This is a genomic window from Pseudomonas sp. PSB11, from assembly GCF_014596605.1.
Classification (GTDB): domain Bacteria; phylum Pseudomonadota; class Gammaproteobacteria; order Pseudomonadales; family Pseudomonadaceae; genus Aquipseudomonas; species Aquipseudomonas umsongensis.
Genome location: NZ_NOIO01000009.1, coordinates 1 through 25827, shown reverse-complemented (window position 1 = coordinate 25827; position 25827 = coordinate 1). Strand labels below are relative to the sequence as shown.

General features: G+C 59.4%; 24 protein-coding genes. 11 read left to right on the top strand and 13 right to left on the bottom strand.

Features of this window, described 5'->3' with window-relative positions; translation table 11 throughout:
* Nucleotides 1-156: 156 nt before the first annotated feature.
* The 7 genes from folK to dksA form a co-directional block, all read right to left on the bottom strand.
* Nucleotides 157-642: a 2-amino-4-hydroxy-6-hydroxymethyldihydropteridine diphosphokinase gene (folK, locus tag CGA21_RS13090; protein WP_188264316.1), complete on the bottom strand. Its 486-nt coding sequence runs from the start codon at nt 640-642 to the stop codon at nt 157-159.
* Nucleotides 643-645: 3 nt separating this feature from the next.
* Nucleotides 646-2046, bottom strand: a complete 1401-nt coding sequence (locus CGA21_RS13085) for a polynucleotide adenylyltransferase PcnB (RefSeq protein ID WP_110751123.1) — start codon at nt 2044-2046, stop codon at nt 646-648.
* A 700-nt stretch (nt 2047-2746) separates the two neighbouring features.
* On the bottom strand, nt 2747-4186 hold the full coding sequence (locus CGA21_RS13080) for a sigma-54-dependent transcriptional regulator (RefSeq protein WP_110751125.1): 1440 nt from the start codon (nt 4184-4186) through the stop codon (nt 2747-2749).
* Between the two features lie 22 nt (nt 4187-4208).
* Complete coding sequence (locus tag CGA21_RS13075; protein ID WP_162276369.1) at nt 4209-7163, bottom strand: sensor histidine kinase; 2955 nt, start codon at nt 7161-7163, stop codon at nt 4209-4211.
* Nucleotides 7147-7323 (bottom strand): hypothetical protein, encoded by a 177-nt coding sequence (locus CGA21_RS13070; RefSeq protein ID WP_003176118.1) that lies wholly within the window; start codon nt 7321-7323, stop codon nt 7147-7149. The genes CGA21_RS13075 and CGA21_RS13070 overlap by 17 nt, the downstream gene beginning before the upstream one ends.
* Nucleotides 7324-7400: 77 nt before the next feature.
* Nucleotides 7401-8297: a tRNA glutamyl-Q(34) synthetase GluQRS gene (gene gluQRS / locus CGA21_RS13065; protein ID WP_188264315.1), complete on the bottom strand. Its 897-nt coding sequence runs from the start codon at nt 8295-8297 to the stop codon at nt 7401-7403.
* Between the two features lie 202 nt (nt 8298-8499).
* The gene (dksA, locus tag CGA21_RS13060) at nt 8500-8943 is read right to left on the bottom strand and encodes an RNA polymerase-binding protein DksA (protein ID WP_008058386.1); all 444 of its coding nucleotides are present in this window, start codon (nt 8941-8943) and stop codon (nt 8500-8502) included.
* A gap of 333 nt (nt 8944-9276) precedes the next feature.
* Here dksA and CGA21_RS13055 point away from each other — a divergent pair, with 333 nt between their 5' ends.
* Nucleotides 9277-10449: a pyridoxal phosphate-dependent aminotransferase gene (locus tag CGA21_RS13055; RefSeq protein ID WP_020798588.1), complete on the top strand. Its 1173-nt coding sequence runs from the start codon at nt 9277-9279 to the stop codon at nt 10447-10449.
* A complete protein-coding gene (sfsA, locus tag CGA21_RS13050) occupies nt 10449-11162 on the top strand; it encodes a DNA/RNA nuclease SfsA (protein WP_188264314.1) in 714 nt (237 codons plus the stop codon). Before CGA21_RS13055 ends, sfsA begins: the two co-directional genes overlap by 1 nt.
* On the opposite strand, the gene CGA21_RS13045 is transcribed toward sfsA, so the two are convergent.
* From CGA21_RS13045 to CGA21_RS13025, 5 genes are all read right to left on the bottom strand, one after another.
* The gene (locus tag CGA21_RS13045) at nt 11159-11476 is read right to left on the bottom strand and encodes a Rieske (2Fe-2S) protein (protein WP_110751131.1); all 318 of its coding nucleotides are present in this window, start codon (nt 11474-11476) and stop codon (nt 11159-11161) included. The genes sfsA and CGA21_RS13045 overlap by 4 nt on opposite strands.
* 312 nt (nt 11477-11788) lie before the next feature.
* Complete coding sequence (locus CGA21_RS13040) at nt 11789-12598, bottom strand: Crp/Fnr family transcriptional regulator (RefSeq protein WP_110751133.1); 810 nt, start codon at nt 12596-12598, stop codon at nt 11789-11791.
* 16 nt (nt 12599-12614) lie between these two features.
* Nucleotides 12615-12887, bottom strand: a complete 273-nt coding sequence (locus CGA21_RS13035) for a TfoX/Sxy family protein (protein WP_007971093.1) — start codon at nt 12885-12887, stop codon at nt 12615-12617.
* 242 nt (nt 12888-13129) lie between these two features.
* Nucleotides 13130-13474 (bottom strand): pentapeptide repeat-containing protein, encoded by a 345-nt coding sequence (locus tag CGA21_RS13030; RefSeq protein WP_110751135.1) that lies wholly within the window; start codon nt 13472-13474, stop codon nt 13130-13132.
* Between the two features lie 90 nt (nt 13475-13564).
* Nucleotides 13565-15121, bottom strand: coding sequence for an AAA family ATPase (locus CGA21_RS13025; RefSeq protein ID WP_188264313.1), 1557 nt, complete (start codon nt 15119-15121; stop codon nt 13565-13567).
* Between the two features lie 115 nt (nt 15122-15236).
* Between CGA21_RS13025 and mrcB the strand changes: the two genes are divergently transcribed.
* Genes mrcB through CGA21_RS13010 form a run of 3 tightly spaced genes read left to right on the top strand, consistent with a single transcriptional unit; the run spans nt 15237 to nt 18662 of the window.
* Entirely contained in the window at nt 15237-17561 is a 2325-nt protein-coding gene (gene mrcB / locus CGA21_RS13020; protein WP_110751139.1) for a penicillin-binding protein 1B, read from the top strand.
* A 16-nt stretch (nt 17562-17577) separates the two neighbouring features.
* Nucleotides 17578-18327 carry a tetratricopeptide repeat protein gene (locus CGA21_RS13015; RefSeq protein WP_188264312.1) on the top strand — a complete coding sequence of 250 codons (750 nt, stop codon included), beginning with the start codon at nt 17578-17580 and terminating at the stop codon, nt 18325-18327.
* Nucleotides 18327-18662 carry a YqcC family protein gene (locus tag CGA21_RS13010; RefSeq protein WP_020798580.1) on the top strand — a complete coding sequence of 112 codons (336 nt, stop codon included), beginning with the start codon at nt 18327-18329 and terminating at the stop codon, nt 18660-18662. The genes CGA21_RS13015 and CGA21_RS13010 overlap by 1 nt, the downstream gene beginning before the upstream one ends.
* A gap of 108 nt (nt 18663-18770) precedes the next feature.
* Here CGA21_RS13010 and CGA21_RS13005 read toward each other — a convergent pair whose 3' ends face one another.
* The gene (locus CGA21_RS13005) at nt 18771-19193 is read right to left on the bottom strand and encodes a DUF4124 domain-containing protein (RefSeq protein ID WP_188264311.1); all 423 of its coding nucleotides are present in this window, start codon (nt 19191-19193) and stop codon (nt 18771-18773) included.
* 400 nt (nt 19194-19593) lie between these two features.
* Here CGA21_RS13005 and CGA21_RS13000 point away from each other — a divergent pair, with 400 nt between their 5' ends.
* The 6 genes from CGA21_RS13000 to msrQ all read left to right on the top strand — a co-directional run bounded on the left by CGA21_RS13000 (nt 19594) and on the right by msrQ (nt 25573).
* Nucleotides 19594-21318 (top strand): acetolactate synthase 3 large subunit, encoded by a 1725-nt coding sequence (locus CGA21_RS13000; protein WP_020798578.1) that lies wholly within the window; start codon nt 19594-19596, stop codon nt 21316-21318.
* A 2-nt stretch (nt 21319-21320) separates the two neighbouring features.
* Complete coding sequence (ilvN, locus tag CGA21_RS12995) at nt 21321-21812, top strand: acetolactate synthase small subunit (RefSeq protein WP_003176102.1); 492 nt, start codon at nt 21321-21323, stop codon at nt 21810-21812.
* 45 nt (nt 21813-21857) lie between these two features.
* On the top strand, nt 21858-22874 hold the full coding sequence (gene ilvC / locus CGA21_RS12990) for a ketol-acid reductoisomerase (protein WP_007909969.1): 1017 nt from the start codon (nt 21858-21860) through the stop codon (nt 22872-22874).
* Nucleotides 22875-23018: 144 nt separating this feature from the next.
* The gene (gene pssA, locus CGA21_RS12985; RefSeq protein ID WP_188264310.1) at nt 23019-23876 is read left to right on the top strand and encodes a CDP-diacylglycerol--serine O-phosphatidyltransferase; all 858 of its coding nucleotides are present in this window, start codon (nt 23019-23021) and stop codon (nt 23874-23876) included.
* A gap of 63 nt (nt 23877-23939) precedes the next feature.
* A complete protein-coding gene (gene msrP / locus CGA21_RS12980; RefSeq protein ID WP_188264309.1) occupies nt 23940-24953 on the top strand; it encodes a protein-methionine-sulfoxide reductase catalytic subunit MsrP in 1014 nt (337 codons plus the stop codon).
* Entirely contained in the window at nt 24953-25573 is a 621-nt protein-coding gene (msrQ, locus tag CGA21_RS12975; protein WP_188264308.1) for a protein-methionine-sulfoxide reductase heme-binding subunit MsrQ, read from the top strand. The genes msrP and msrQ overlap by 1 nt, the downstream gene beginning before the upstream one ends.
* The last annotated feature ends 254 nt before the right edge of the window (nt 25574-25827 follow it).

Sequence of the window (25827 nt, the reverse complement as noted above, 5' to 3'; positions counted from 1 at the left end):
TTGCGTGTGTTACCGCATTGTTACGTGTGGGGTGTTACCGGGTTGACTGATGCGTTTCAGCAAACGCCAACATCAAAAGATCGCAGCCTGCGGCAGCTCCTACAGGACGGTGATGACTTGTAGGAGCTGCCGAAGGCTGCGATCTTTTGGGGCTACTCAGTCTGCCGGCAGGCGTTCCAGGCCGACGAACGGGCACGCCGTGAGCAATTCTGCCAGGCTGCGGCCATCGGCCAGGCGCAGATCCACAGGCGCCAATTCTGCCAATGGATAGAGCACAAAGGCCCGCTCCTGCATATGGTAATGCGGGACTTTGAGGCGAGGTTCGTCAATCAGGCGGTCACCGAACAGCAGGATGTCGAGGTCCAGGGTGCGCGGCCCCCAGCGCTCAAGGCGCTCGCGGCCTTGGCCGTTTTCAATGGATTGCAAGGCGTCCAGCAATTCAAGCGGTAACAGCGTGCTGTCGAGAGCGGCAACCGCGTTGGTGTAACGCGGTTGGCCAGGGAGCAACGAGTCGCTTTGATAGAAGGCTGAAACCCCGACCAGTTCCGATTGCGGCAACTGTGCCAGCGCCAGGGTGGCGCTGCGCAGCTGTTCGGCGGGGTCAACGAGGTTGCTGCCCATGCCGATGTAGATGCGTTCCATGGATTACTCGCCCGTGGTGCTCGAAGCGTCTGCTGAGCGCTTGCGCTTGGCGCCGCCGCTGCGACGACGTTTGCGTGGGCCGCCGGCGCCGTCGTCCTTGCCACTGAGGTCGCGAATCATGTCGCGCCGCTCACTGTCGTTGGCGTCCTGGTAGTCGGTCCACCATTCGCCCAGGCCATCGGTCTGCTCGCCGGCGCTTTCGCGTAGTAGCAGGAAGTCGTAGCCGGCGCGGAATCGCGGATTGTCCAGCAGCAGGTCAGCACGTTTGCCGCTGCGCCGTGGCAGGCGCTCCTGCATGTCCCAGATCTCGCGGATCGGCATGGTGAAGCGTTTCGGGATCGCGATGCGCTGGCACTGCTCGGCAATCAGTTCGTGAGCCGCTTCCTGCATCGCCGGAATGGGCGGCATGCCACGGTCCTGCAGGCGCAATACGCGTGCCGGCAGGGCAGGCCAGAGCAGGGCGGCAAACAGGAACGCCGGGGTCACCGGTTTATTTTGCTTGATACGCAGGTCGGTATTGATCAGGGCTTCGCTGATCAGCGTATGGGTATAGGTCGGGTTGTATTCCAGTGCCTCGGCGCTCGCCGGGAACAGTGGATCGAACAATTGCAGATCGACCAGCATTTCAAAGGTGTCAGCGGCGTGACCGGACAGGAACAGCTTGAGCACTTCTTCGAACAAGCGGGCTGACGGGATCTCGCGCAGCATGGGGGCCAGCTCGCGGATAGGCGTGGCGCTGTGTTTTTCGATGCCGAAATTGAGCTTGGCGGCAAAACGCACGGCCCGCAGCATCCGCACCGGATCTTCCTGGTAGCGCTGCTTGGGGTCGCCAATCAAGCGGATCAGTTGGTTGCGAATGTCGTGTACGCCGTTGGCGTAATCGAGAATGCGTTCGCTGACCGGGTCGTAATACAGGGCGTTGATGGTGAAGTCGCGGCGTTGCGCGTCTTCTTCCAGGGTCCCGTAGACGTTATCGCGCAGGATGCGCCCGCTTTCGTTGCGCGAGGATTGATTGGTGTCTTCCTCTTCGTCGTTTTGCGGGTGATTGGCGCGGAAGGTCGCGACTTCGATGATTTCGCGGCCAAAGTGGATGTGTACCAGTTTGAACCGGCGGCCGATGATCCGTGCATTACGGAATTCTGCCCGTACCTGTTCGGGTGTGGCACTGGTGGCGACGTCAAAGTCTTTCGGCGTGATGCCGAGCAGCATGTCTCGCACACAGCCGCCGACCAGATAGGCCTGGTACCCGGCGCCCTGCAGGCGTTCGACGATGTTCACCGCGTAACGGCTGAATTGCGCCTTTTGCAGCGAATGTTGACCGCTGTTGAGCACTTCAGGCGTGCTGCGAATGTGTTGCGTACGACGCAAGGGAGTACGGAATGACTGGAACAGCTTCTTCAGCATGGGATGCACTGTTTGAAGGAATGTTCGGCCAAAACGAAGAATGACCGCATGATGGGCGGGGATTCTAGCATTTAGTCGGGGGATGGTGTAGGACACAGCAGATTTGAGGTGTAGGCAGGTTTCCAAATTGCAGAAACCACAAGGGGAGCCGAAGCTCCCCAAGAAGTAGTTGCATGCTCTGTTTTTGTTATTGGTTTCGGGCTTCTTGTTTTTGTTGAGTGCCCTTGTCATGAAGCTTTCCTTCATGACCCTCCCAATCGGGAGCCAAGAGCAAACGGATTGCTTTGGTCGCTGTGCTGCAGTGATCTTGCGATCCAACCAGTTCAGGCTCTGTCTTAAGACAGTTTTTTGTTGTTCTCGGCCTGGTCGTGGGGCAAGCCCCAAATACAACGCCTCTCCAAAAGAATCAGTTAGCTGCGCCTCTCGCCGTCTTGTTTTTATTGTGCGTGAGTCGATTCGTCTTATTTTTATTGTGTTGTTCGTTGCTTGTTATTGTTCTTGTACCAAACATATAGCAGGGGGCGTGCCAACTTTTGCGAACCCCAGTAAAACAAGGGGTTAGGTGCGTCGAGGGGGTCAACAAGGGCCAAAAAAAACCGGGGCTTCGTTACCGTAAGCCCCGGCTTCTGTTACGTGAAAAACCTGAGGTAACAGTTTTTTCACAAAATCATGTGTTACCCGCACATGAGACAGGTGGGGTTCAGCTCTCGCTTGGTACCCCAGTCTTGCGCCGCGGGATGCCCAGGCGCTGACGGCGTTCCCACAGGCACTTGCGACTGACCCCGAGCTTGCGCGCCAGTTCGGTTTCGGTCATGTGATCCTGATGCTCGAGCACGAAGTGCTGGAAGTAGTCTTCCAGGGACAGGTCTTCGGTCGGCTCGTGATTGTTGTTGCCGGCGTTGCTGCCACCTTGTTGCGGCGGCAGGCCGATGAACTCGTCGTCTTCGAGGTCGCTCAGTTCAATGTCGATGCCCAGCAGCTCGGCGGAAATTTCCGGGCTCTCGCACAGGATGACGGCACGCTCGACCGCGTTTTCCAGCTCGCGAACGTTGCCTGGCCACGAGTAATGACGAATGGCTTGCTCGGCGTCCGGGGCGAACTTCAGGTCTGTCCGGTTGATTCGTGCGCTTTGGCGCGCCAGGAACGCGTTGGCGATTTCATTGACGTCCGCGCCACGTTCGCGCAGGGCTGGCAGTTTCAGGGCAATCACGTGAAGCCGGTAATACAGGTCTTCACGGAACTGGCCGATCTTCGCCAGGCTCTTGAGATCGCGGTGGGTTGCAGCAATCAGGCGCACATCGACTTTCTGCGACTGGACCGAACCCACTCGGCGAATTTCACCTTCCTGTAGCACGCGCAGCAGGCGCGCCTGGGCTTCCAGTGGCAGCTCACCGATCTCATCGAGGAACAAGGTGCCGCCGTCCGCCGCTTCCACAAGGCCGGCACGTCCAGCGCTGGCGCCAGTGAATGCGCCTTTCTCGTGGCCGAACAGTTCGGACTCGATCAGGCTTTCCGGAATGGCCGCGCAGTTCACCGAAATCATCGGCGCCTTGGCCCGCCTGGAAAGGTTGTGCAGGGCGCGCGCCACCAGTTCTTTACCGGTGCCGGACTCGCCCTGGATCAGCACATTGGAATCCGTCGGTGCGACTTTGCGGATCTTGCCATACAGGTCCTGCATCGGTGGGCATGAGCCAATGATGCCGATTTCGCCGTTACTGTTGTCGCTACCGGGTTTGGCGACAGCGTTGGCGACTTTGCCGACGACCGGTTCGCCGCTGGCTTGCGCCGCTTGCCGGTCACGCAGGATGCGCGCAACGGCCTGGAGCATTTCGTCGTGGTCGAAAGGCTTGGCGATGTAATCCACCGCGCCCATTTTCATCGAATCCACCGCCGAGCGCAGGCTGGCATAGCTGGTCATGATCAGCACCGGAGTGCCCTGGCCAAGCTTGATCAATTCGGTACCCGGCGCGCCCGGCAGGCGCAGGTCACTGACGATCAGGTCGAACGTGTTAATGGTGAAGCGTTCTTGTGCTTCCTGCACTGAACCGGCTTCGCTGACCTGGTACTGGTTGCGTTCCAGCAGGCGGCGCAAGGCGGAGCGGATAATGGTTTCGTCTTCGACGATCAAAATGTGCGGCATTGATTCGATACTCTCGACGGTCTCAGTTCACAGCGGACGTCGCTTCGACATGACGCGGTAAGGTCACCCGGATACGGGTGCCGCGTTGGCTCTGAACATCAGCCGGGCTGTCGATGGTGATTTGTCCATAATGCTCTTCAACGATGGAATAGACCAGTGCAAGGCCCAGGCCGGTACCTTCACCCGGGTCCTTGGTGGTGAAGAAGGGTTCGAACAATCGATCCATGATGCTCGATGGAATGCCGCTGCCTTCGTCTTCCACGATCAAGTCGACCGTGTGTTCGCCGGCTTCGCTCTTGACCCGCACCGCGCTGCCGGGAGGCGAGGCGTCGCGGGCGTTTGAGAGCAGGTTGATCAATACCTGGGCGAGCCGCTGCGGATCGCCTTCGACCCAGTGATCGGGATCGCACAGGTTATAGAACTGCACTTCGAAATTGCGCCGGTTCAGGGCCAGCAGGCCGATGGCGTCCTGGGCCACTTCCGCCAGACAGACGGGCTCGTCGCTGTGCTGGTGGCTGCCGGCATGGGCGAAACTCATCAGAGACTGGACGATGCGCGAGACGCGCTTGGTCTGTTCGAGGATCTGCCCGCTGATTTCCTTGAGTTCGCCGTCTTCCTCGCGCTCTTCGCGCAGGTTCTGCGCCAGGCAGGCGATACCGGTGATCGGGTTGCCGATTTCATGGGCCACGCCCGCGGCCAGGCGACCGATGCTGGCCAGGCGCTCGGAGTGCACCAGTTTGTCTTCGAGCATCTGGGTTTCGGTGAGGTCTTCCACCAGCAGCACCAGGCCACTGTTGCCCGGTGCGAGGGGTTCGTCGATCGCCGCCTTGTGCAGGTTCAGCCAGCGGGTCTGGCCATCAAGGGCCAGGTGCTGTTTGTGCAAGTGCTCATCCGGTACATTGATGAAGCCTTGCAGCAGTTCTTTCCACGGATCGGCAATGGTGCTCAGGCGCGAACCGACCACGCGCTGTGCGGCGATCCCGGTCAACTCCTCCATGGCTTTGTTCCACATGAGGATTTCCTGGTCCTTGGCCAGCGAGCAGACGCCCATCGGCAATTCCTGCAGGGTCTGGCGGTGATAGCGGCGCAGGGCATCGAGTTCGGCGGCCAGGCCGGTCAGGCGCGAATGGTAATCCTCGAGGCGGCTTTCGATGAAGTGGATGTCCTCGGTGACATAATTTTCGCCGCCGGCCTTGTAGGGCAGGAACGTCTCGACCATGTCCTGGGCCACGCTGGGTCCCATCAAGCCCGACAGGTTGGCTTCGATCCGGTCGCGCAAACGGCGCAAGGCGTACGGGCGGCGCTCGTCGAAGGGCAGGTAGAGATCGCGCAGGGCTTGTTCGACTTCCTTCTGCGCGGCCTTGGCTCCCAGCGGTTTGGCCAGCTGAGTGGCGAATTCCTGGGGCGAGGCGGCGTGCAACTCCCGGCGTTGCGGGCGGCGCACGTTGTCCACCGCGCAGGCTTCGGCGGCACTGGCCTCTTCGGTGCTGGCATTGGTGAACAGCGAAATCAGGGTGAACATCAGGACGTTGGCGGCCAGGGAGGCGATCGCGGCCATGTGCCAACTGGTGTCGTCGAGCACGTAGATCATGTTCAACAACGGTATGTAGAAGCCCTGCAGGTTGCCGACCAGCGGTAGCAACATGGTCACCAGCCACACCAAGATCCCCGCCAGCAGCCCGGCGATGAAGCCGCGACGGTTGGCAGTCGGCCAATACAGGACCGACAGCACGCCCGGGAGGAACTGCAGCGTGGCCACGAAGGCGACGATGCCGAGGTTGGCCAGGTCCTGCTCCGCACCCAGCAGCAGGTAGAAACCGTAGCCGGCCATGATGATGGCGACGATCAGGGCGCGACGGGTCCACTTCAACCAGCGGTAGATGTTACCTTCGGCCGGCGGCTGGTACAGCGGCAGCACCAGGTGGTTCAGGGCCATGCCCGATAGGGCCAGGGTGGTCACGATGATCAGGCCGCTGGCAGCGGACAGGCCGCCGACATAGGCCAGCAGTGCCAGGGCCTTGCTGTTGGCCGCGATACCGATGCCCAGGGTGAAATATTCCGGGTTGGTGGTGGCGCCGAGTTTCAGGCCGGCCCAGAGAATCAGCGGCACGGCCAGGCTCATCAGCAGCAGGAACAGCGGCAAGCCCCAGCTCGCGCTGACCAGCGAGCGCGGATTGAGGTTTTCAGTGAAGGTCATGTGGTACATGTGCGGCATGACGATCGCCGAAGCGAAGAACACCAGCAACAGCGTGCGCCAAGGGCCTTCCTGCAGTGGCGTGTGCAGCGCGGCCAGGGCGGTCTGGTTTTGCAGCAGCCACAACTCCAGTTGTTGCGGGCCGTCGAATACGCCATACAGCGCATAGAGGCCGACGCCGCCGAGGGCGATCAGCTTGATCACCGACTCGAAGGCTATCGCGAACACCAGGCCTTCATGTTTTTCCCGGGTGGCGATGTGCCGGGAGCCGAAGAAAATCGTGAACAGCGTGATCAGTGCGCAGAAACTCAGCGCCACGCGATGTTGTACCGGCTCGCGGGTGAGGATGCCGATGGAGTCGGCGACCGCCTGGATCTGCAGCGCCAGCAGGGGCAATACCCCGACCAGCATGAAAATCGTGGTCAGCGCGCCGGCCCAGGTGCTGCGAAAGCGGAAGGCGAACAGATCGGCCAGGGATGACAGCTGATAGGTTCGGGTGATCTTCAGGATTGGATACAGCAACACCGGCGCCAGCAGAAACGCGCCGGAAACACCCAGGTAGCTGGACAGGAAGCCGTAGCCATACTGATAGGCCAGGCCCACGGTGCCATAAAATGCCCAGGCACTGGCGTAGACCCCCAGGGACAGGGTGTACGTCAGCGGGTGGCGAATGATCGCCCGCGGGATCATGCCCCGTTCGCTGACCCAGGCTACGCCGAACAGCACCGCCAGGTACGCGGCGCTGATCAGGATCATCTGGGTCAGGCTAAAGCTCATCGGCATCTTTTTGGCTCTGCAGGATGAAGGTCACGACGATCAGGATCAGCCAGAGCAGATAAGGGCGATACCAGGCGCCAGTGGCGTCGATCCACCAATCCATGATGGCTGGGGAAAACAGATAAATCCCCACTACCAGGAGCAGGACCAAGCGATAGATGTACATCCCGGCCTCTCTTTTTTATGCCCGTGCCCGAAAACGTGCGGCGATGGTAACGGATGGGCGCGCCACTGCAAGCACGATCACTGTAGCTGCGCCTCGGGCAGGCTCAGTGTGCGCGGGATCAACCGGGCATCCCAGTGGGCAATGCCCCAATCCAGCACTTCCCGTGGCGTGGCGTAGGCCAGTTCGGCGCCGGGTTTTTGTCCCAGGGCGCGCAAGGCTCGCAACAACAACGGCGTAGCCTGATCTGCGGTGAGCGGCGGCGAACGGTAGGACTTGCCGAGTTTGTTGCCATCGGGCTGGGTTATCAGCGGGATGTGCAAGTAACGCGGCTGGCGCAGGCCGAGAAGCTCCTGCAGGTAGAGCTGGCGCGGCGTGGAATCGAGCAGGTCGGCACCGCGCACGATGTCGGTGATGCCTTGCCAGGCATCGTCCAGCACCACCGCCAGTTGATAAGCATAGAGCCCGTCGCGCCGGCGAATCACGAAATCACCGACATCCCGGCCCAGATGCTGGTGAAACTCCCCCTGCACCCGATCAATGAAGTGGTAATCAAGTTCGGGGACGCGAATGCGAATGGCGGCATCTTCGGTGCCGTGTCCGGCATTGCGGCACAACCCCGGATAGATGCCGTGGAACGGCTCCAGTTGTTTGCGCGAGCAGGTACAGGCGTAGGCCAGGCCCTGGCTGAACAGGCGATCGAGCACTTGGGCATAGGCATCGTGACGGTCGCTCTGGCGCACCATCTGGCCATCCCATTCGAAACCATAGCTCTCCAGTGCCTTGAGGATCGCGGCCTGGGCGCCGGGCTCTTCGCGGGGCGGGTCGAGATCTTCCATGCGCATCAGCCAGCGCCCACCCACCGAGCGCGCGTCGAGGTACGAGGCCAATGCAGCAACCAGCGAGCCGAAGTGCAGGTGACCACTGGGCGTGGGGGCGAAGCGGCCGATGTAGGTGGGGGAGGTGATGGCGGTCATGAATGCAATATTACGTTGTCCGGTCGTGCGCAAGTCCCATGTGGGAGCGAGCCTGCTCGCGAAAGCTGAGTGTCAGCCTGCATCAATATTGGGCCTGAACGCCCCTTCGCGAGCAGGCTCGCTCCCACAGGTTTCCTGTCGAAGCATACGTCAGAAACAAAAACGGAGCGTTCGCACGCTCCGTTCTTCGTTCAAGCCGCAATTATTTGCCGACTTGCTTTTCCTTGATTTCCGCCAGCGTCTTGCAGTCGATGCACAGGTCAGCGGTAGGGCGTGCTTCAAGACGCTTGACGCCGATCTCGATGCCGCAGGATTCACACCAGCCGTACTCTTCGTCTTCGATCAACTGAAGCGTCTTGTCGATCTTCTTGATCAACTTGCGCTCACGATCGCGGGCTCGAAGCTCGAGAGCGAACTCTTCTTCCTGGCTGGCACGGTCTGCCGGGTCAGGGAAGTTGGCCGCTTCGTCCTTCATGTGGTCCACAGTCTTGTCGACACCTTCCATCAGCTCTTTTTTCCACTGATTCAGAACCTTGGTGAAGTGTTTGCGCATGGGCTCGCCCATGTACTCTTCGCCAGCTTTCTGAACATAGGGCTCGAAGCCGCTGATCGCCTGATTCGCTTGTTGCTTTGCTTGGGTGGACATGAAATAGACCGCCTCTACTCTTGTAATCCATCTGCGCAGGATTGCTCCATCACCGGCACCTGCCGGCCCTGCGGCTGCAAGCGGGCGAACTTACCAGATCAAATCAGACCGCGCTACTCCCGGATGTCGAGGCCGCGGCCTGCGGCGCTTTCAAATGATGGCAAAGCGTTGCCTGGTGGCTCTGGAACCCTGCTCAATTAATGATTTTAGTCAAACCCCGGGCACTCGCTCAGTTCGTTTGTGCCTGGGTCATAAGGCCTCTGACCGCTTTAGGTTCTCGCTCGTTCCTGCGCTTGGGTAGAATTGGTTCTTTTCCCTGTTGAAGGAAGGCCAATGGCTCAGTCCTACAGTGCCCGCAGTCGCGCAATAGAACCTTTCCATGTCATGGCGTTGCTGGCGCGGGCCAATGAATTGCAGGCTGCCGGTCACGATGTGATCCACCTGGAAATCGGTGAACCGGACTTCACCACCGCCGAGCCGATCATCCGCGCCGGACAGGCGGCACTGGAGGGGGGCAAGACGCGTTACACCGCCGCCCGCGGAATCCCCGAGCTGCGCGAGGCCATTGCGGGCTTTTATCAGCAGCGTCATGGCTTGAACATCGACCCGCGACGCATCCTCATCACACCCGGCGGTTCCGGTGCTTTGCTGCTGGCCAGTGCCTTGTTGGTCGATCCGGGCAAGCACTGGTTGCTCGCCGACCCGGGTTACCCGTGCAACCGGCATTTTCTGCGTCTGGTGGAAGGCGCCGCGCAGCTGGTCCCGGTGGGGCCGGATGTGCGTTATCAACTGACGCCGGATCTGATTGAGCGGCATTGGGACCAGGACAGTGTGGGCGCACTGGTAGCTTCACCGGCCAACCCGACCGGCACGATCCTCACCCGCGACGAGTTGGCGCAACTGTCCCAGGCCATCAAACAACGCCACGGTCACCTGGTGGTGGACGAGATTTACCACGGCCTGACCTACGGCACCGATGCGGCCAGCGTGCTGGAAGTCGACGACAGTGCCTTTGTACTTAATAGTTTTTCTAAATATTTCGGCATGACCGGCTGGCGTCTTGGCTGGCTGGTAGCGCCGGATGCGGCGGTGAGTGAGCTGGAAAAGCTCGCGCAAAACCTCTATATCAGCGCGCCTAGCATGGCCCAGCACGCGGCGTTGGCCTGTTTTGAACCGGCTACGATCGCGATCCTGGAAGAACGTCGTGCCGAATTTGGTCGTCGTCGCGACTACCTGCTGCCTGCCTTGAGAGCGCTTGGCTTCGGTATCGCCGTCGAGCCGGAAGGCGCGTTCTACCTGTATGCCGATATCAGCAAGTTCGGCGGCGATGCCTTCGCGTTCTGCCGTCATTTCCTCGAAACCGAGCATGTCGCGATTACGCCCGGGCTGGACTTCGGCCGGTATCAGGCCGGGCATCATGTGCGGTTTGCCTACACCCAAAACCTTGAACGCTTGCAGGAAGCGGTGGAGCGTATCGGGCGTGGCTTGCGGAGCTGGCAAGGCTGATGCGTTTTTATCCCCCACTCGAAGAAGGTCGGCTGATTCGCCGCTACAAGCGTTTTCTCGCCGATATCGAAACCGTCGATGGCGAGTTGCTGACCATTCACTGCCCGAACACAGGCTCGATGCTCAATTGTCAGGTCGAAGGCGGACAGGTCTGGTTCAGTCGCTCCAATGACCCCAAGCGCAAGTTGCCCGGCACCTGGGAAGTCGGCGAAACCCCGCACGGGCGCTTGTTCTGCGTGAATACCGGGCGGGCCAATGGCTTGATCGAAGAGGCGTTGCGAGCGGGGGTGATCACCGAGTTGAACGGCTTCACCGAGCTCAAGCGCGAAGTCGCTTACGGTCAAGAGAGCAGTCGCATCGATTTCCGCCTCGAGTACCCGAGCGGGCACGCGTACGTGGAAGTCAAAAGTGTCACCCTGGGCTATGACGGCACGCCGGTGGCGGCGTTCCCCGATGCGGTGACCCAGCGCGGGGCCAAGCATTTGCGGGAATTGGCCCATCTGGCTCGGGACGGGATTCGTGCGGTGCAATTGTATTGCGTCAATCTCAGTGGCATCGAAGCGGTGCGCCCGGCGCAAGAAATCGATTCAGCCTACGCTCAGGCCTTGCGTGAGGCCGTGGCGTGCGGGGTTGAAGTGTTGGCCTACGGTGTTCGCCTGACCCATGAGGAGATGGTGGTGGACCGGCGTCTTGAATTATTGCTCGGCGGTTAGAGGCTGACCCAGATGCCTTGTGCGTCTTCGCGGCAATCGACACGGGTCAGCGATTGCCCTGCGCAAGGGCCGGCGACACATTCGCCGTCCTCGATCAAGAACAGGGCGCCATGGGTGGCGCACTGGATCAGGCTGTTACTGGGGTCGAGGAATTGGTCAGGGGTCCATTCGAGTCCGACGCCACGGTGCGGGCAGCGATTGATATAGACGTAGACCTGGCCACCCCGGCGTACGGCGAACAATTTCTGGCCGTCGAGGTTGAAACCACGGCTGCTGGCGTCGGCCAGTTCAACGCCGGTACACAGAAATTTCATGCTGATCCTCAGGTCGCAAGCACTGACCAAATAGCTGAGTTGCCCAATGCAAACCCGTTTCAGATGCTCAGGATACTGGCTGCAGCGTCGCGCGACTTTCCCGAGGGCAAAAAAAGACCCGGCAAGAGCCGGGTCAAATAACCGTGATTAGCCTGATGAGGAGATAATCTGAGAGTCCGAACCAAGGGCTTTTCAGAATATCGACCAGTCTCGCGACCAGTTGTGATAATCATATCGATTCTCATTACCAAGTCAACAGGTGATTTCCCATTTACCCGATTCTTGTCGCACGATGGTTCCAAATCCCCGTATTCATTGAGCTCTGCCCGTCGTTTTCAGTGCGCTCAACTGTGCAATCTGTTTATTCAGCAGGTCGATACGCCGTGCCATGCTCTCGATCAGGCTGTTGGCAATCTTCGGATTGCTCTGGGTAAGGCTCAAAAACTGATCCTTGGGAATGCGCATGATGGTGCAGGGTTCACTGGCGATGACCGTGGCGTTGCGTTTCTCGCCGGTAAACACGGCCATGGCGCCGAAAATCTCGTCCTTGGGCACGTCGCCCACCTTCACCCCATCGACAAACGCTTCGGCATGGCCGTCGATGATCACGAACACATGGTCGGCCTCATCGCCCCGATGGATCAGGGTTTCGCCGTCGGCAACTCGCTGGAAGCCGTTGGTGGCGCGAAACTCCGGTTGCTTGAGGCGCGCCACGGCATCGGACAGCAGGGCGGTCTGGCCCGCCATGTACTGCAGGAACAGCTCCGAGCGGGTCGGGTCGGCATAGATGTGCTGGAACACCTGCGATCGAAGGTAGGGTGTCAGCGCCAGGGGCGTCTTGCTGCACAAGCGACAGCGCGGCAGCCCCGCGTCCTGGCGCAGACCGATCAGATCGCCCTGCTGCAGGTAGAACAGTGCTCGATCATCGATGCATCCATGCAGCCGGCCGTTATCCAGCATGAACAGTTGATCGGCGGGCAAGGCGGCGGCCAGGTCGTCGATGGCGGAAAATTCGACGGCGGGCCCACTCGGTATCAAACCCTGCAACAGTCGGGCGGGAATGTTCCGCAGGCGAGTGATCAGTGTTTCGGCGTAGGCCGGTTGTTCCCCAAGTAAGTACATGGCGAGCGGTACTCGTTCAATTCTTGTGGCGTGACGAGATGGCTTCGAGTTGTTTGTTCAAGGCTTCCTTGCGTTCGGCGGGGATGTCATTCCAATGCACGTCCATCAATGCGCCTTCGATTGCGTACAACAACACCTTGGACGCCCGGAACCCGCGCGTGCGCACGGCTCGATAAGCATCCACCGCCCCCAGGCGACGCAAGTCCGAGGCGCTGTGGATGCCCACGGCATGCAGCCATTGCGCCGACGTCTTGCCAAGATTCTTCAGGTGTTGCAGTTCATCATTCATCAAGCCTCCTTGCGATGGCCGAATGGTGCGTGGGCAAGCTTCTGAGGAGTGTAGCCATCAGTAGGAAAAGCGTGATTGTTTGCTCGTTTTTGACGCAAAAGCTTCTAAGAGGCAGCGGGCTGTGATGCTGATAAAAGCGAGGAAAAGGTGGGGAAAACGATCAAATTGCCTGATTTTCAGGCAATATTGTCCAAAGTTCAGCGCGCTATGGGGGCGCTGGACTTGTCAATTCAGACTGGCGGTCAGCGGGTGCGATAACGCAGGCGCGTACCGAAGTTCATCGACATCAGGATTTCGTCCGCGCTCAGCTCCACTGGGAAATAGGCGCCGGAAATCTGTGCGTGGGCCAGACTCGCGCCTTCGAGCGAAGCGTTGCGAAAATCGATGCCGCGCAGATCAGCGGAGCGAAAATAGGCGTCGGTGAAGTCGATACCCTCGGCATTGAGTTCGCGCAGGTCCAGGCCGCGGAAATCACCACCGATCATGTCGATAGGTCCGTGTTTGGGGCGCTCTTTGTTAAAACCGGTGATGTCGTCTTTATGCAGCAAGGCATACAGCGGGGAGTCGAGCAGTTTCGGCTGGCTCATGTCACGTCACCTGTTGGATTTATGACGCCAGTATAGTGCCACTGTTTGAAGGCCGTGAAGCCGGATCAGGCTTCACGGCTCAAATGCGCCTTACAGGCCGGGCAGGCGCTGGCGAATCTGTTCTACCACTGTGTCGAGGGTTCCGCTTTCGTTGGTCTGCACGCGTTTGCTGCAGAGGATTTCTGCGGGCGTCAAGGCTTCACGACTGGCTTGCTGGGCTTCGATAACGGCCAGGGTGGCGTCGGACGGATCTTTTTTGTCTGCCTGGCGCAGGGCCAGCCAGCTTTCGATCACCGCTTGGGGTGCATTGCAGTCAAGGATCAGGAAAGGCGCACCGGTCGCCTCGGCCACTTTCGCCGCCTTGTCGCGTTGTTCATGCTTGAGGTAGGTGGCATCGACCACCACCGGGAACCCGGCGTGCAGGATCAGCCCGGCAATTTCGTGCAAGCGCTGGTAGGTCGCGACACTGGCATCGGCACTATAAATGCCGGCTTGCAGCTCATTGGCGACGGTTTGCTCGCCGAACAGGCGTTTGCGTTCGACATCGGAGCGCAGGCGAATCGCCCCCAGCGCTTCGACCAGGCGCATGGCCACGTGGCTTTTACCAACGGCGGAAACACCGTGGGTGATGGCCATGAAGCGCGACGGGATGGTGCTGTAGCTTTCCGCCAGGTTGGCGTAGTTGCGGTATTGGCGCAATGTCGTGGCGCGCTGCACCGCAGTGGCCTCGGCCGGCATGCTGAACAGGGTGACCTTGGCGCGCACCAACGCTCGGTAGGCTTTATAGAAGTTCAGCAGCTCCAGGCCCTGGTAATCGCCGGTCAGCTCCAGGTATTGGCTGATGAATCGACGTGCCAGGCACTTCAGGCCGCGGTCTTCCAGGTCCATCGCCAGGAAGGCGGTGTCGGCGTAAACGTCGGTGAAGCGGAACGGTTCGTTGAACTCGATGCAGTCGAAGATCACCACGCGGCCGTCGATCACGGTAGCGTTGCCCAAATGGATGTCGCCGTGGCATTCGCGAATGAAACCCTCTGCCTTGCGTTGGGCAAACAGTGGCTTGAGGCGTTCGAAGCTGCTTTCAGCCCAGGCCAGCAGGGCGTCCAGTTGCAGCAGGTCGGCCTTGTCGCTGAGGAAGGGGCGAATCTGCTCGAAGTTCTGCCGTACAGGGGCCATGACGCTGTCTGCGGTCCCGGCTTCGTGTTCTGCCGGCACTCGCGGTGCGTCCAGATGGAAGCGGGCGATCTGTTCAGCCATCTGGTCGATGTGCGCCGGTGTCAGTTCGCCATTGGCTTGCAGGGTGCTGAGCAATCCGTCCTGGTCAAACTGGCGCATTTTCAGCGCGTACTCGATGGCTGGACCTTCGCCGCCCAGTTGCGGTGCTTCGGCGCTGCCGGTGATCGGTAGCACTTCGAGATAAAGATCCTGGGTCAGGCGCTGGTTCAGGCGCAGCTCTTCAGCGCAGAAATGCTTGCGAGCCTCGAGGGTGGTGAAGTCGAGGAAGCCGAAGTTCATCGGCTTCTTCACTTTATAAGCGAAGGGGCCGGTAAGCACGACCCAGGAAATGTGGGTCTCGATGACCTTGAATCCATCTACAGGATGCGGGTAGAGGGCCGGGTTTTGCAGGGCGGCGATCAGGGACTGGCTCACAGGCGATCCTTAAGAGTCGGAAAAAATTCAGGTCGTCATTATGGCGTCTAGCCAGCCTAACGCAAACTCGCGGGCCTCCTGTTGACTATGAATAAAGTGCGTATAATCCGCCGCCATGACTCGTACTCGATCCCCCCGTACCCCAAAGAATCCCCCCTCCAGAGGCCTGCGGCCCTGGCTTGGCTGGGCCCTTAAACTCAGCCTGGTCGGCCTTGTGGTGCTGGCCGGGTTCGCCGTTTACCTCGATGCCATCGTGCAGGAGAAGTTCTCCGGCAAGCGCTGGATGATTCCGGCCAAGGTCTACGCGCGTCCGCTCGAGCTGTTCGTCGGACAAAAGCTGAGCAGGGACGATTTTCTCACCGAGCTCGATGCCTTGGGCTATCGCCGTGAAAGCGTGGCCAACGGCCCGGGCGCGGCCTCCGTCAACGGCAATACCGTCGATCTGAATACCCGCGGCTTCCAGTTCTATGAAGGCATGGAGCAAGCACAACCGGTGCGTGTGCGCTTCTCGGGCGACTACGTGGCGGAACTGTCGGCGGCCAAGGGTTCGAAATTGTCGGTGGTGCGTCTGGAACCACTGCTGATCGGTGGCCTGTACCCGAAAAACCTCGAAGACCGGATCCTGATCAAGATCGATCAGGTGCCGCCGTATTTGCTCGAGACCCTGGTCGCGGTCGAGGACCGTGATTTCTATCACCATTTTGGTGTCTCGCCGAAGTCGATTGCCCGGGCGATCTGGGTCAACGGCTCGTCGGGTCGCATGCGTCAGGGGGGAAGTACCCTGACCCAGCAGTTGGTCAAGAACTTCTACCTGACCAACGAGCGCAGCCTGACCCGCAAACTGACCGAAGCCATGATGGCGTTGCTGCTGGAACTGCACTACGACAAGCGTGAGATCCTTGAGGCTTACCTCAATGAAGTGTTTATCGGTCAGGACGGTCAACGCGCGGTGCACGGTTTCGGCCTGGCCAGCCAGTTCTTCTTCAGCCAGCCTCTGGCCGAGCTCAAGCTGCATCAGGTGGCCTTGCTGGTCGGCATGGTCAAGGGGCCGTCCTCCTACAACCCGCGCCGGTATCCGGAGCGTGCACTGGAGCGGCGTAACCTGGTGCTCGACGTGCTGCAGGAGCAGGGTGTTGCCACGGCGGAGCAAGTCGAGGCGGCGAAAAAAATGCCGTTGGGCGTGACCAAGCGCGGCAGTCTGGCGGACAGCTCGTTCCCCGGCTTCCTTGACCTGGTCAAGCGCCAGCTGCGTGAAGACTACCGCGACGAAGACTTGACCGAGGAGGGGCTGCGGATCTTCACCAGCTTCGATCCGATCCTGCAGATGAAGGCCGAAGCGTCGGTCAACGACACGTTCAAGCGCCTGTCCGGTCGCAAGGGCTCGGATGAGGTCGAGGCGGCGATGGTCGTGACCAATCCGGAAACCGGCGAGGTGCAGGCCATGATCGGCAGTCGCCAGGCCAGCTTTGCCGGTTTCAACCGGGCGCTGGACGCGGTGCGGCCGATCGGCTCGTTGATCAAGCCGGCGGTTTACCTGACGGCGCTGGAAAAACCGAGCCAATACACATTGACCAGCTGGCTGTCGGACGACTCCTTCTCGGTCAAGGGCGCTGACGGGCAGGTCTGGAAACCGCAGAACTATGATCGCCGCTCCCACGGCACGGTCTTCCTTTATCAAGGGCTGGCGCACTCCTACAACTTGTCGACCGCACGCCTGGGCCTGGCGGTGGGTGTGCCGAATGTCCTCAAGACGCTCGGGCGCCTGGGTGTCAGTCGCGAGTTTCCGGCCTTCCCATCGATGTTGCTGGGCGCTGGCGGCATGACCCCGATCGAAGTGGCGACCATGTACCAGACGCTCGCCAACGGCGGTTTCAATACGCCGATGCGCGGGATCCGTAGCGTCCTGACGGCCGAAGGCGAGCCGCTCAAGCGTTATCCGTTCCAGATCCAGCAGCGTTTCGACCCGGCGTCGATCTACCTGATCCAGAGCGCCATGCAGCGCGTGATGCGTGAAGGTACCGGCAGTTCGGTCTACAACGTATTGCCGAAGACCTTGACCCTGGCCGGCAAAACCGGCACCAGTAACGACTCGCGAGACAGTTGGTTCGCAGGTTTCAGTCAGGACTTGCTGGCGGTGGTCTGGTTGGGACGCGACGACAACGGCAAGACACCATTCACGGGTGCTACCGGTGCGTTGCAGGTCTGGACCAGCTTCATGCGCAAGGCCGACCCGTTGCCGCTGGACATGCCGCAGCCGGATAATATCGTTCAGGCCTGGGTCGATTCGCGAACCGGCCAAGGCTCCGACGCCGGTTGCCCCGGCGCCGTGCAGATGCCGTATATTCGCGGCAGCGAACCGCCTCCCGGTCCCGCTTGTGGTGGCGAAAGCCCGATCAACGGTGAAACGGTGATGGATTGGGTCAAGGGCTGGATGAATTAAGCAAAGAGGGTTTCAAGTGAACAAGTGGTTGATTCCAGCGGTGACCGCCGTGGCTTTGCTCAGCGGTTGTTCTTCGGTACAGCGCGGCTCGATTCCGGTGGTGGACTCCGGCACCAAGGTTTCCAATAGCGAGCGCGTTTCGGCGAACGGCGGCTACCGTCAGACGACGGTAAAACGTCCTGTGCAACCCCAGGCCCAGGAGATTCCACAAGGCGATACTGGTGTTGTCGTGATGGTGCCGGGTGGTGGTGCGGTGACGTCGGCACCGATCAGCACCACTCCGATTACTCCAGGGCCCATTACCCCGGGCCCGATTACGCCAGGGCCGATCGACACGTCGCCGGTTCAGTCCGCACCGGTCAATCAAGGCAGCTATAGCATGCCCTCGACACCAAGCGGGATTCCGTCGGCCAGTTCCGGTGGCTTGTCCGCCGACGAGCAACTGGACGGGCCGGTGCTGGCGTTGTTGACCACCGCTCAGCAGCAGCAGGCCGGCGGCGATCTCAATGGCGCTTCTTCCAGCCTCGAACGCGCCCAGCGTGTCGCCCCGCGGGAGCCGCAGGTGCTGTATCGCCTGGCGCAAGTGCGCATGGCCCAAGGTGATGCGCCGCAGGCCGAGCAATTTGCTCGCCGTGGCCTGACCTTCGCCAACGGGCGTCCGGCACTGCAGGCCAGCCTGTGGGAGCTGATCGCCCAAGCGCGCGAGAAGCAGGGTGATTCGGCGGGGGCCGCTTTGGCTCGCCAGAAAGCCAAGGTTACTTCGTGATGGATGTACGGTTTCCGAAGATTGCCGATCAGTTGCTGCTGATCGAACGCGAATTGCGTGTGCAGGGGTGGTGGGACGAGGTCGCGCCATCCGCTGAAGCACTGTCCAGCGTCGAGCCGTTTTCAGTTGATACCCTGGACTTCGAGCAGTGGCTGCAATGGATCTTCCTGCCGCGCATGAAAGCAATCCTGGAGCAGGATCTGCCCTTGCCGAATGCATCGGGGATTCAGGAGATGGCTGAAATGGTCTTCGCCCAGCGCAATGTCCAAGGCAAGGATCGGCAGCTGCAGGCTTTGCTCAAAGAGTTCGATCAACTGATCACCGCCTCCCGCTGAGCTGCGATCCCCTGTAGGAGCTGTCGAGTGCAACGAGGCTGCGATCTTTTGATCTTGCTTTCAAAAAAAGATCGCAGCCTCGTTGCACTCGACAGCTCCTACGGGCTCCTACATGCAGTTATCCGCAATCTGCATTTGCGTTTCACTGATGCGCTCCTGACGCTGGGAGTCGTCAAGACGCCGCATCTGGCCATCCACTTCCTCTCTTAGGCGCGGATTATTCTGTAGCTGCGCCAGGTTGGTTCGTGCCTGTTCGCAGAAGACCTTCAGCTGGTTCTGTTGCTCGCTCACCTGCTTCTTCACCGATTTGTCGATGGCTTGTTGGTCGCCAATTGCACCGTTGCGGGCGCCAGTGCCCGACGTGCCAGGCTGTGAGGCGGGCATAACGATGGTAGTGGCAGGCTGATCCCGAGGCGGTTGAGCATCGAAATGGGTAACGCCCTGGGCGTCGACCCACTGGTAAATCTGCCCGGCCATCGACAGCGGGCTAAGGGCGACCATCAGGCCGGCGATGATGAAGTGCGTACGCATGCCAATTCCTTGTCAAAAGTTGCGCAATTGAAGCTAACACGCAGGGGGTTTACGGGTTTTTTCTTGCGTTCTCATGTGGTTAGTAGAATAAAGCTCATAGACGACTTGACTTGCAAGGGACGAAACAGAAGAATCCAAAGTCCGCTGTAGAGGGACTGCCAGAAGCAGACCCACTCGGCAGATCATGAGGCGCACATCCGCGCCGACCTGTTACACCCGCAACGCGTTACCTCGCGCTGGGTGGGAAAGGCCCGCAACACTTGGGACGATCCCAATACTTGCTCAGTCAGTGCTGACGTAGTCGGCGACCACCGTCGCTCATGCTCTGCTGGGAAGTAAACCTATTAAGACCCGTCCCCCTTTTCGTGGACGGTATTCTGGCGTTTTAGAGGTGAACAACGTGGAGCTTTTATCTGGCGGTGAGATGCTCGTCCGCTTTTTGCGCGACGAAGGCGTCAAATATATCTACGGGTACCCGGGTGGTGCTCTTCTTCATGTCTATGATGCCTTGTTCAAAGAACCGGAAGTGACTCACATCCTGGTTCGTCACGAGCAGGCCGCGACCCATATGGCTGACGGCTACGCCCGTGCCACCGGTAAAGCCGGCGTGGTACTGGTGACCTCCGGCCCGGGCGCGACCAACGCCATCACCGGTATCGCCACGGCCTACATGGACTCCATTCCGATGGTGGTGATTTCTGGCCAGGTGCCTAGCACCATGGTCGGTACCGACGCCTTCCAGGAAACCGACATGATCGGTATCTCCCGGCCGATCGTGAAACACAGCTTCATGATCAAGCATGCGTCGGAAATCCCGGAAGTCATGAAGAAGGCGTTCTACCTGGCGCAATCCGGTCGTCCTGGTCCGGTCGTTGTCGACATTCCGAAAGACATGACCAACCCGGCCGAGAAGTTCGAATACGTCTTCCCGAAAAAAGCCAAGCTGCGTTCCTACAGCCCGGCCGTTCGCGGCCACTCGGGGCAAATCCGCAAGGCGGCAGAAATGCTCCTGGCGGCCAAGCGTCCTGTGCTGTATTCGGGCGGTGGCGTTATCCTGGGTGGTGGCTCCGCGCCGCTCACCGAGTTGGCGAAGATGCTCAACCTGCCAGTGACCAACACCCTGATGGGCCTCGGCGGTTACCCTGGTACCGACCGTCAGTTCATCGGCATGCTGGGCATGCACGGCAGCTACACCGCCAACCTGGCGATGCACCATGCTGACGTGATCCTGGCCGTCGGCGCACGCTTCGACGACCGCGTCATCAACGGCGCATCGAAGTTCTGCCCGAACGCCAAGATCATTCACATCGACATCGACCCGGCTTCGATCTCCAAGACCATCAAGGCCGATGTGCCTATCGTGGGTCCGGTCGAGAGCGTCCTGACCGAAATGGTCGCGATCCTCAAGGAAATCGGCGAGACCCCGAACAAGGAGTCCGTGGCCAGCTGGTGGAAGCAGATCGACGAGTGGCGCGGTGATCGCGGCCTGTTCCCTTATGACAAGGGCGACGGCAGTGTCATCAAGCCGCAGGCGGTGATTGAAACCCTGTGCGAAGTGACCAAGGGCGATGCTTTTGTAGCTTCCGACGTGGGTCAGCACCAGATGTTCGCGGCGCAGTACTACAAGTTCAACAAGCCGAACCGCTGGATCAACTCCGGAGGCCTGGGCACCATGGGCTTCGGTTTCCCTGCGGCCATGGGTATCAAGTTGAGCTTTCCGGATGACGACGTCGCCTGCGTAACGGGCGAGGGCAGCATCCAGATGAACATTCAGGAGTTGTCGACCTGCCTGCAATACGGTTTGCCGGTAAAAATCGTCATCCTGAACAACGGTGTACTGGGCATGGTTCGCCAGTGGCAGGACATGAGCTATGGCAGCCGTCACTCTCATTCCTACATGGAATCGCTGCCTGATTTCGTCAAGCTGGCGGAGGCCTATGGCCACGTTGGCGTGCGCATCACTGATTCGAAAGATTTGAAGTCGAAGATGGAAGAGGCGTTCGCCATGAAAGATCGCCTGGTGGTAATCGATATTTCGGTCGACACCAGCGAGCACGTCTATCCGATGCAGATCAAAGACGGCTCCATGCGCGATATGTGGCTGAGCAAGACGGAGCGTACTTAATCATGCGGCACATTATTTCCTTGCTTCTGGAAAACGAACCTGGCGCTTTGTCTCGTGTTGTCGGCCTGTTCTCGCAGCGCAACTACAACATCGAAAGCCTGACCGTGGCACCCACCGAAGACCCGACCCTGTCGCGTCTGACGCTGACCACTGTCGGGCACGATGAGGTCATCGAGCAGATCACCAAGAACCTGAACAAGCTGATCGAAGTGGTCAAATTGGTCGACCTGTCGGAAAGTGCTCACATCGAGCGCGAACTGATGCTGGTCAAGGTCAAGGCCACCGGCGCCCAGCGCGCCGAGATCAAGCGCACCACCGATATTTACCGTGGACAGATCGTCGATGTCAGTGCCAGCGTATATACCGTTCAATTGACCGGTACCAGCGACAAGCTCGACAGCTTCATCCAGTCCATTGGCACCGCCTCGATCCTGGAGACCGTCCGCAGTGGCGTCACCGGTATTGCCCGCGGCGACAAAGTACTCAGCATCTAAACCAAATTAGCGAATGGCCTGAACGGCCGGATATAGGGGAAATTCATGAAAGTTTTCTACGATAAAGACTGCGACCTGTCGATCATCCAGGGCAAGAAAGTTGCCATCATCGGTTACGGCTCCCAAGGCCACGCTCAAGCGTGCAACCTGAAAGATTCCGGCGTTGACGTGACTGTTGGCCTGCGCAAAGGCTCGGCCACTGTTGCCAAGGCTGAAGCCCACGGCCTGAAAGTGACTGACGTTGCTTCCGCTGTTGCTGCTGCCGACCTGGTCATGATCCTGACCCCGGACGAGTTCCAGTCTTCCCTGTACAAGAACGAAATCGAGCCGAACATCAAGAAAGGCGCCACCCTGGCCTTCTCCCACGGCTTCGCGATCCACTACAACCAGGTTGTGCCGCGTGCTGACCTCGACGTGATCATGATCGCGCCGAAGGCACCAGGTCACACCGTACGTTCCGAGTTCGTCAAAGGCGGCGGTATCCCTGACCTGATCGCGATCTACCAGGACGCATCCGGCAACGCTAAAAACGTTGCGCTGTCCTACGCTGCCGGCGTGGGTGGCGGTCGTACCGGCATCATCGAAACCACCTTCAAGGACGAGACTGAAACCGACCTGTTCGGCGAACAAGCCGTTCTGTGCGGCGGTACCGTTGAACTGGTAAAAGCTGGTTTCGAAACCCTGGTTGAAGCTGGCTACGCGCCGGAAATGGCCTACTTCGAATGCCTGCACGAACTGAAGCTGATCGTGGACCTCATGTACGAAGGCGGTATCGCCAACATGAACTACTCGATCTCCAACAACGCCGAGTACGGCGAGTACGTGACTGGCCCGGAAGTGATCAACGCCGAATCCCGTCAGGCCATGCGCAACGCCCTGAAACGCATTCAGGACGGCGAATACGCCAAGATGTTCATCAGCGAAGGCGCTACCGGCTATCCTTCGATGACCGCCAAGCGTCGTAATAACGCCGCGCACGGTATCGAAGTCATCGGCGAGCAACTGCGCTCCATGATGCCTTGGATCGGTGCCAACAAGATCGTCGACAAAGCCAAGAACTAAGTCGATTACTTGTCCGAAAAACGCGGCTTAGGCCGCGTTTTTTCGTTTGGGTGATCGGTTCTGGTATAAAGCTGCATCGTTTGCGGTCGAACCGTCGTCCCAGACACCTGTCGAAACTTTCCACCCCGTTGCAAGGTAATGTCCATGAGCGAACGTCCCGAAGAGCCAAAGCAGGCTTCTGACGCCGAAAGCCTTCTGCCCATCGATGAGCACATCGAAGAAGGGCATGACGCTGACGGCCGTAAAGTCCGGCATCGTGGTATCTATCTTCTGCCGAATCTGTTCACCACTGCGAATCTCTTCGCAGGGTTTTATTCCATCATCAACTCGATGAGCGCCCAGAGTGCCTTGAGTGCCGGCGATTCGATGGGTGCGAGCAAGTATTTTGCGTTCGCCGCCATCGCGATTTTCGTGGCGATGGTGCTCGACGGCCTCGACGGCCGCGTTGCCCGCATGACCAATACCCAGAGTGCCTTTGGCGCCGAGTACGACTCGCTGTCGGACATGGTTGCCTTTGGCGTGGCACCGGCGTTGCTCGCCTTCGGCTGGGCGTTAGGCGACATGGGCAAGGTCGGCTGGATGGTCGCCTTCATCTATGTAGCGGGTGCGGCGTTGCGCCTGGCACGGTTCAACACCCAGGTCGGTACTGCCGACAAGCGTTATTTCATCGGTCTCGCCAGCCCGGCTGCGGCGGGAGTCGTAGCCGGTATTGTCTGGGCGTTCAGTGATTACGGCATCCAGGGTTCCAAGATGTCCTTCCTGGTTGCGCTGATGGTGGCGGCGGCCGGCATGCTGATGGTCAGCAACATCAAGTACAACAGCTTCAAGGAGCTGGACCTGAAAGGGCGCGTTCCGTTTGTGGCGATCCTTGCCGTGGTGTTGGTGTTTGCCGTCGTGTTCAGTGATCCGCCGCGCATCCTGTTGCTGGTGTTCCTCGCCTATGCAGCATCTGGTCCGGTGCAATACCTGTTACATCTTCGTCGGCGTAAAGGCGCCGAGTGATGTAATTTCCCTCATACTCCGCAGTCTGTTGGTGCGCCTGTTCTCCAATGCTGCGGAGTAGCCATGCTGATCAAAGTCCCAAAAGCGTCCGACTGCCATGAGTCGGACGTCACGCCTGAATCTCTCTATCTTTCTCGACGCAATGTATTGAGTGCTGCCGTAACCGGATTGGCGGTGAGCAGTCTGCCGCAGTGGGCGGTTGCCGGGGAGGCGACGCGATATCCGGATGTCGAGCCTGGCAAGGCTCCCTCTTGGTTTGGCGAAAAACTTCCCTCGATTCGATGGGGGGCCGTCAGTGTCAAGGATGAGGCGATCACCCCGTTCAAGGACGCAACGCATTACAACAACTTCTATGAGTTCGGCACTGACAAGGGTGACCCGGCTGCCAACGCCGGTGCGCTGAAAACCGAACCCTGGAGCGTGGTCGTGGACGGGGAGGTGGGTAAGCCTGGGCGGTATGCTCTGGAAGACTTCATGAAACCTTATCAGTTGGAAGAGCGTATTTACCGTTTGCGCTGCGTTGAGGCTTGGTCGATGGTGATTCCATGGATCGGCTTCCCCATTTCGGCGCTGCTTAGCCAGGTAGAGCCCACGTCAAATGCCAAATTCATTCGCTTCGAAACCCTGCAGGATCCGAAGAGCATGCCTGGGCAGCGGTCCGGGTTCGCCTTGATCGACTGGCCTTATGTAGAAGGGCTGCGATTGGACGAAGCCATGAACCCGCTCGCAATACTGGCGGTGGGGATGTACGGGCGTGAACTGCCGAACCAGAACGGGGCGCCTTTGCGTTTGGTTGTGCCATGGAAGTACGGGTTTAAAAGCATCAAGTCCATCGTGCGGATAAGCCTGGTGAGCGAGCAGCCAAAAACCACTTGGCAGAGTATTGCCGCGGATGAATACGGTTTTTACGCGAACGTGAATCCTACGGTTGACCACCCGCGCTGGACCCAGGCTCGCGAGCGCCGACTGCCGAGCGGTCTGTTCAAGCCTAATGTGCGTGACACGCTGATGTTCAACGGTTATGCGGATGAAGTCGCTTCTTTATATGCAGGGCTCGATTTGCGGAAGAATTATTGATGCGATATCCGCTCTGGCGTACAGCGGTTTTCATTTGTGCAATGGTGTGGCCGCTGCTTTGGTTGTACCAGGCCTGGCAGGATGCGCTGGGGCCTGATCCCGGCAAGGTGCTGGTTGATCGGTTGGGGTTGGGGACGCTTGTGCTGTTGCTCGTCACGCTCAGTATGACGCCGCTGCAAAAGCTCACGGGGTGGGCGGGGTGGATAGCGGTCCGGCGGCAATTGGGATTGTGGTGTTTCGCTTACGTGGTTCTGCACTTGAGCGCCTACCTGGCGTTCATCCTTGGATTCGACGGGGCGCAGCTGGGTGTCGAATTGCGCAAGCGACCGTACATCATTGTCGGGGCCTTGGGTTTTTTGTGCTTGCTATCGTTAGCGTGCACTTCCAATCGATACAGCCAACGACGTATGGGAGTTCTTTGGAAGAAGCTGCATCGCTCGGCCTATCTGGTTCTCGTACTCGGATTGCTGCATATGCTCTGGATCGTGCGCGCCGATCTTAAGGAGTGGTCGATCTATGCATCTATAGGCGCATTGCTGTTAGTGCTCAGGTTGCCGCCGCTGGCTCGTCGAATCCCGCGCCTGATCGCTAAAAAGGGTACTTCTGCCAAAAAGGCGTAATTAATGGTTGACGGCAAATTCTGGAAGCCTATAATTCGCCCCACTTCCGGCGCAGTCGAAACGGAAAACTCCTTGGTAAACAATGAGTTACGAAGTTTTCGGCAGCAGGTTGCTTCAGTTCATCGAAGCGCCAAGGAGTTGAAAAAGAGGTGTTGACAGCAGCGTGCAACGCTGTAGAATTCTCCTCCCGCTGATGAGAGATCTGAAGCGCAAGTGGTTGAAGTTGTTAAGGATTCCTTGAAAACTTCTGAAAA

What these genes read in the sequence shown, in the direction of transcription:
- ilvC (WP_007909969.1), top strand. Translation starts at nt 21,858, where the DNA reads ATGAAAGTTTTCTACGATAAAGACTGCGACCTGTCGATCATCCAGGGC.
- CGA21_RS13080 (WP_110751125.1), bottom strand. Translation starts at nt 4,186, where the DNA reads ATGCCGCACATTTTGATCGTCGAAGACGAAACCATTATCCGCTCCGCC.
- CGA21_RS13040 (WP_110751133.1), bottom strand. Translation starts at nt 12,598, where the DNA reads ATGTACTTACTTGGGGAACAACCGGCCTACGCCGAAACACTGATCACT.
- CGA21_RS13045 (WP_110751131.1), bottom strand. Translation starts at nt 11,476, where the DNA reads ATGAAATTTCTGTGTACCGGCGTTGAACTGGCCGACGCCAGCAGCCGT.
- CGA21_RS13085 (WP_110751123.1), bottom strand. Translation starts at nt 2,046, where the DNA reads ATGCTGAAGAAGCTGTTCCAGTCATTCCGTACTCCCTTGCGTCGTACG.
- gluQRS (WP_188264315.1), bottom strand. Translation starts at nt 8,297, where the DNA reads ATGACCGCCATCACCTCCCCCACCTACATCGGCCGCTTCGCCCCCACG.
- sfsA (WP_188264314.1), top strand. Translation starts at nt 10,449, where the DNA reads ATGCGTTTTTATCCCCCACTCGAAGAAGGTCGGCTGATTCGCCGCTAC.
- CGA21_RS13035 (WP_007971093.1), bottom strand. Translation starts at nt 12,887, where the DNA reads ATGAATGATGAACTGCAACACCTGAAGAATCTTGGCAAGACGTCGGCG.
- CGA21_RS13075 (WP_162276369.1), bottom strand. Translation starts at nt 7,163, where the DNA reads ATGCCGATGAGCTTTAGCCTGACCCAGATGATCCTGATCAGCGCCGCG.
- CGA21_RS13070 (WP_003176118.1), bottom strand. Translation starts at nt 7,323, where the DNA reads ATGTACATCTATCGCTTGGTCCTGCTCCTGGTAGTGGGGATTTATCTG.
- folK (WP_188264316.1), bottom strand. Translation starts at nt 642, where the DNA reads ATGGAACGCATCTACATCGGCATGGGCAGCAACCTCGTTGACCCCGCC.
- CGA21_RS13010 (WP_020798580.1), top strand. Translation starts at nt 18,327, where the DNA reads ATGGATGTACGGTTTCCGAAGATTGCCGATCAGTTGCTGCTGATCGAA.
- mrcB (WP_110751139.1), top strand. Translation starts at nt 15,237, where the DNA reads ATGACTCGTACTCGATCCCCCCGTACCCCAAAGAATCCCCCCTCCAGA.
- msrQ (WP_188264308.1), top strand. Translation starts at nt 24,953, where the DNA reads ATGCGATATCCGCTCTGGCGTACAGCGGTTTTCATTTGTGCAATGGTG.
- msrP (WP_188264309.1), top strand. Translation starts at nt 23,940, where the DNA reads ATGCTGATCAAAGTCCCAAAAGCGTCCGACTGCCATGAGTCGGACGTC.
- ilvN (WP_003176102.1), top strand. Translation starts at nt 21,321, where the DNA reads ATGCGGCACATTATTTCCTTGCTTCTGGAAAACGAACCTGGCGCTTTG.
- pssA (WP_188264310.1), top strand. Translation starts at nt 23,019, where the DNA reads ATGAGCGAACGTCCCGAAGAGCCAAAGCAGGCTTCTGACGCCGAAAGC.
- dksA (WP_008058386.1), bottom strand. Translation starts at nt 8,943, where the DNA reads ATGTCCACCCAAGCAAAGCAACAAGCGAATCAGGCGATCAGCGGCTTC.
- CGA21_RS13055 (WP_020798588.1), top strand. Translation starts at nt 9,277, where the DNA reads ATGGCTCAGTCCTACAGTGCCCGCAGTCGCGCAATAGAACCTTTCCAT.
- CGA21_RS13005 (WP_188264311.1), bottom strand. Translation starts at nt 19,193, where the DNA reads ATGCGTACGCACTTCATCATCGCCGGCCTGATGGTCGCCCTTAGCCCG.
- CGA21_RS13030 (WP_110751135.1), bottom strand. Translation starts at nt 13,474, where the DNA reads ATGAGCCAGCCGAAACTGCTCGACTCCCCGCTGTATGCCTTGCTGCAT.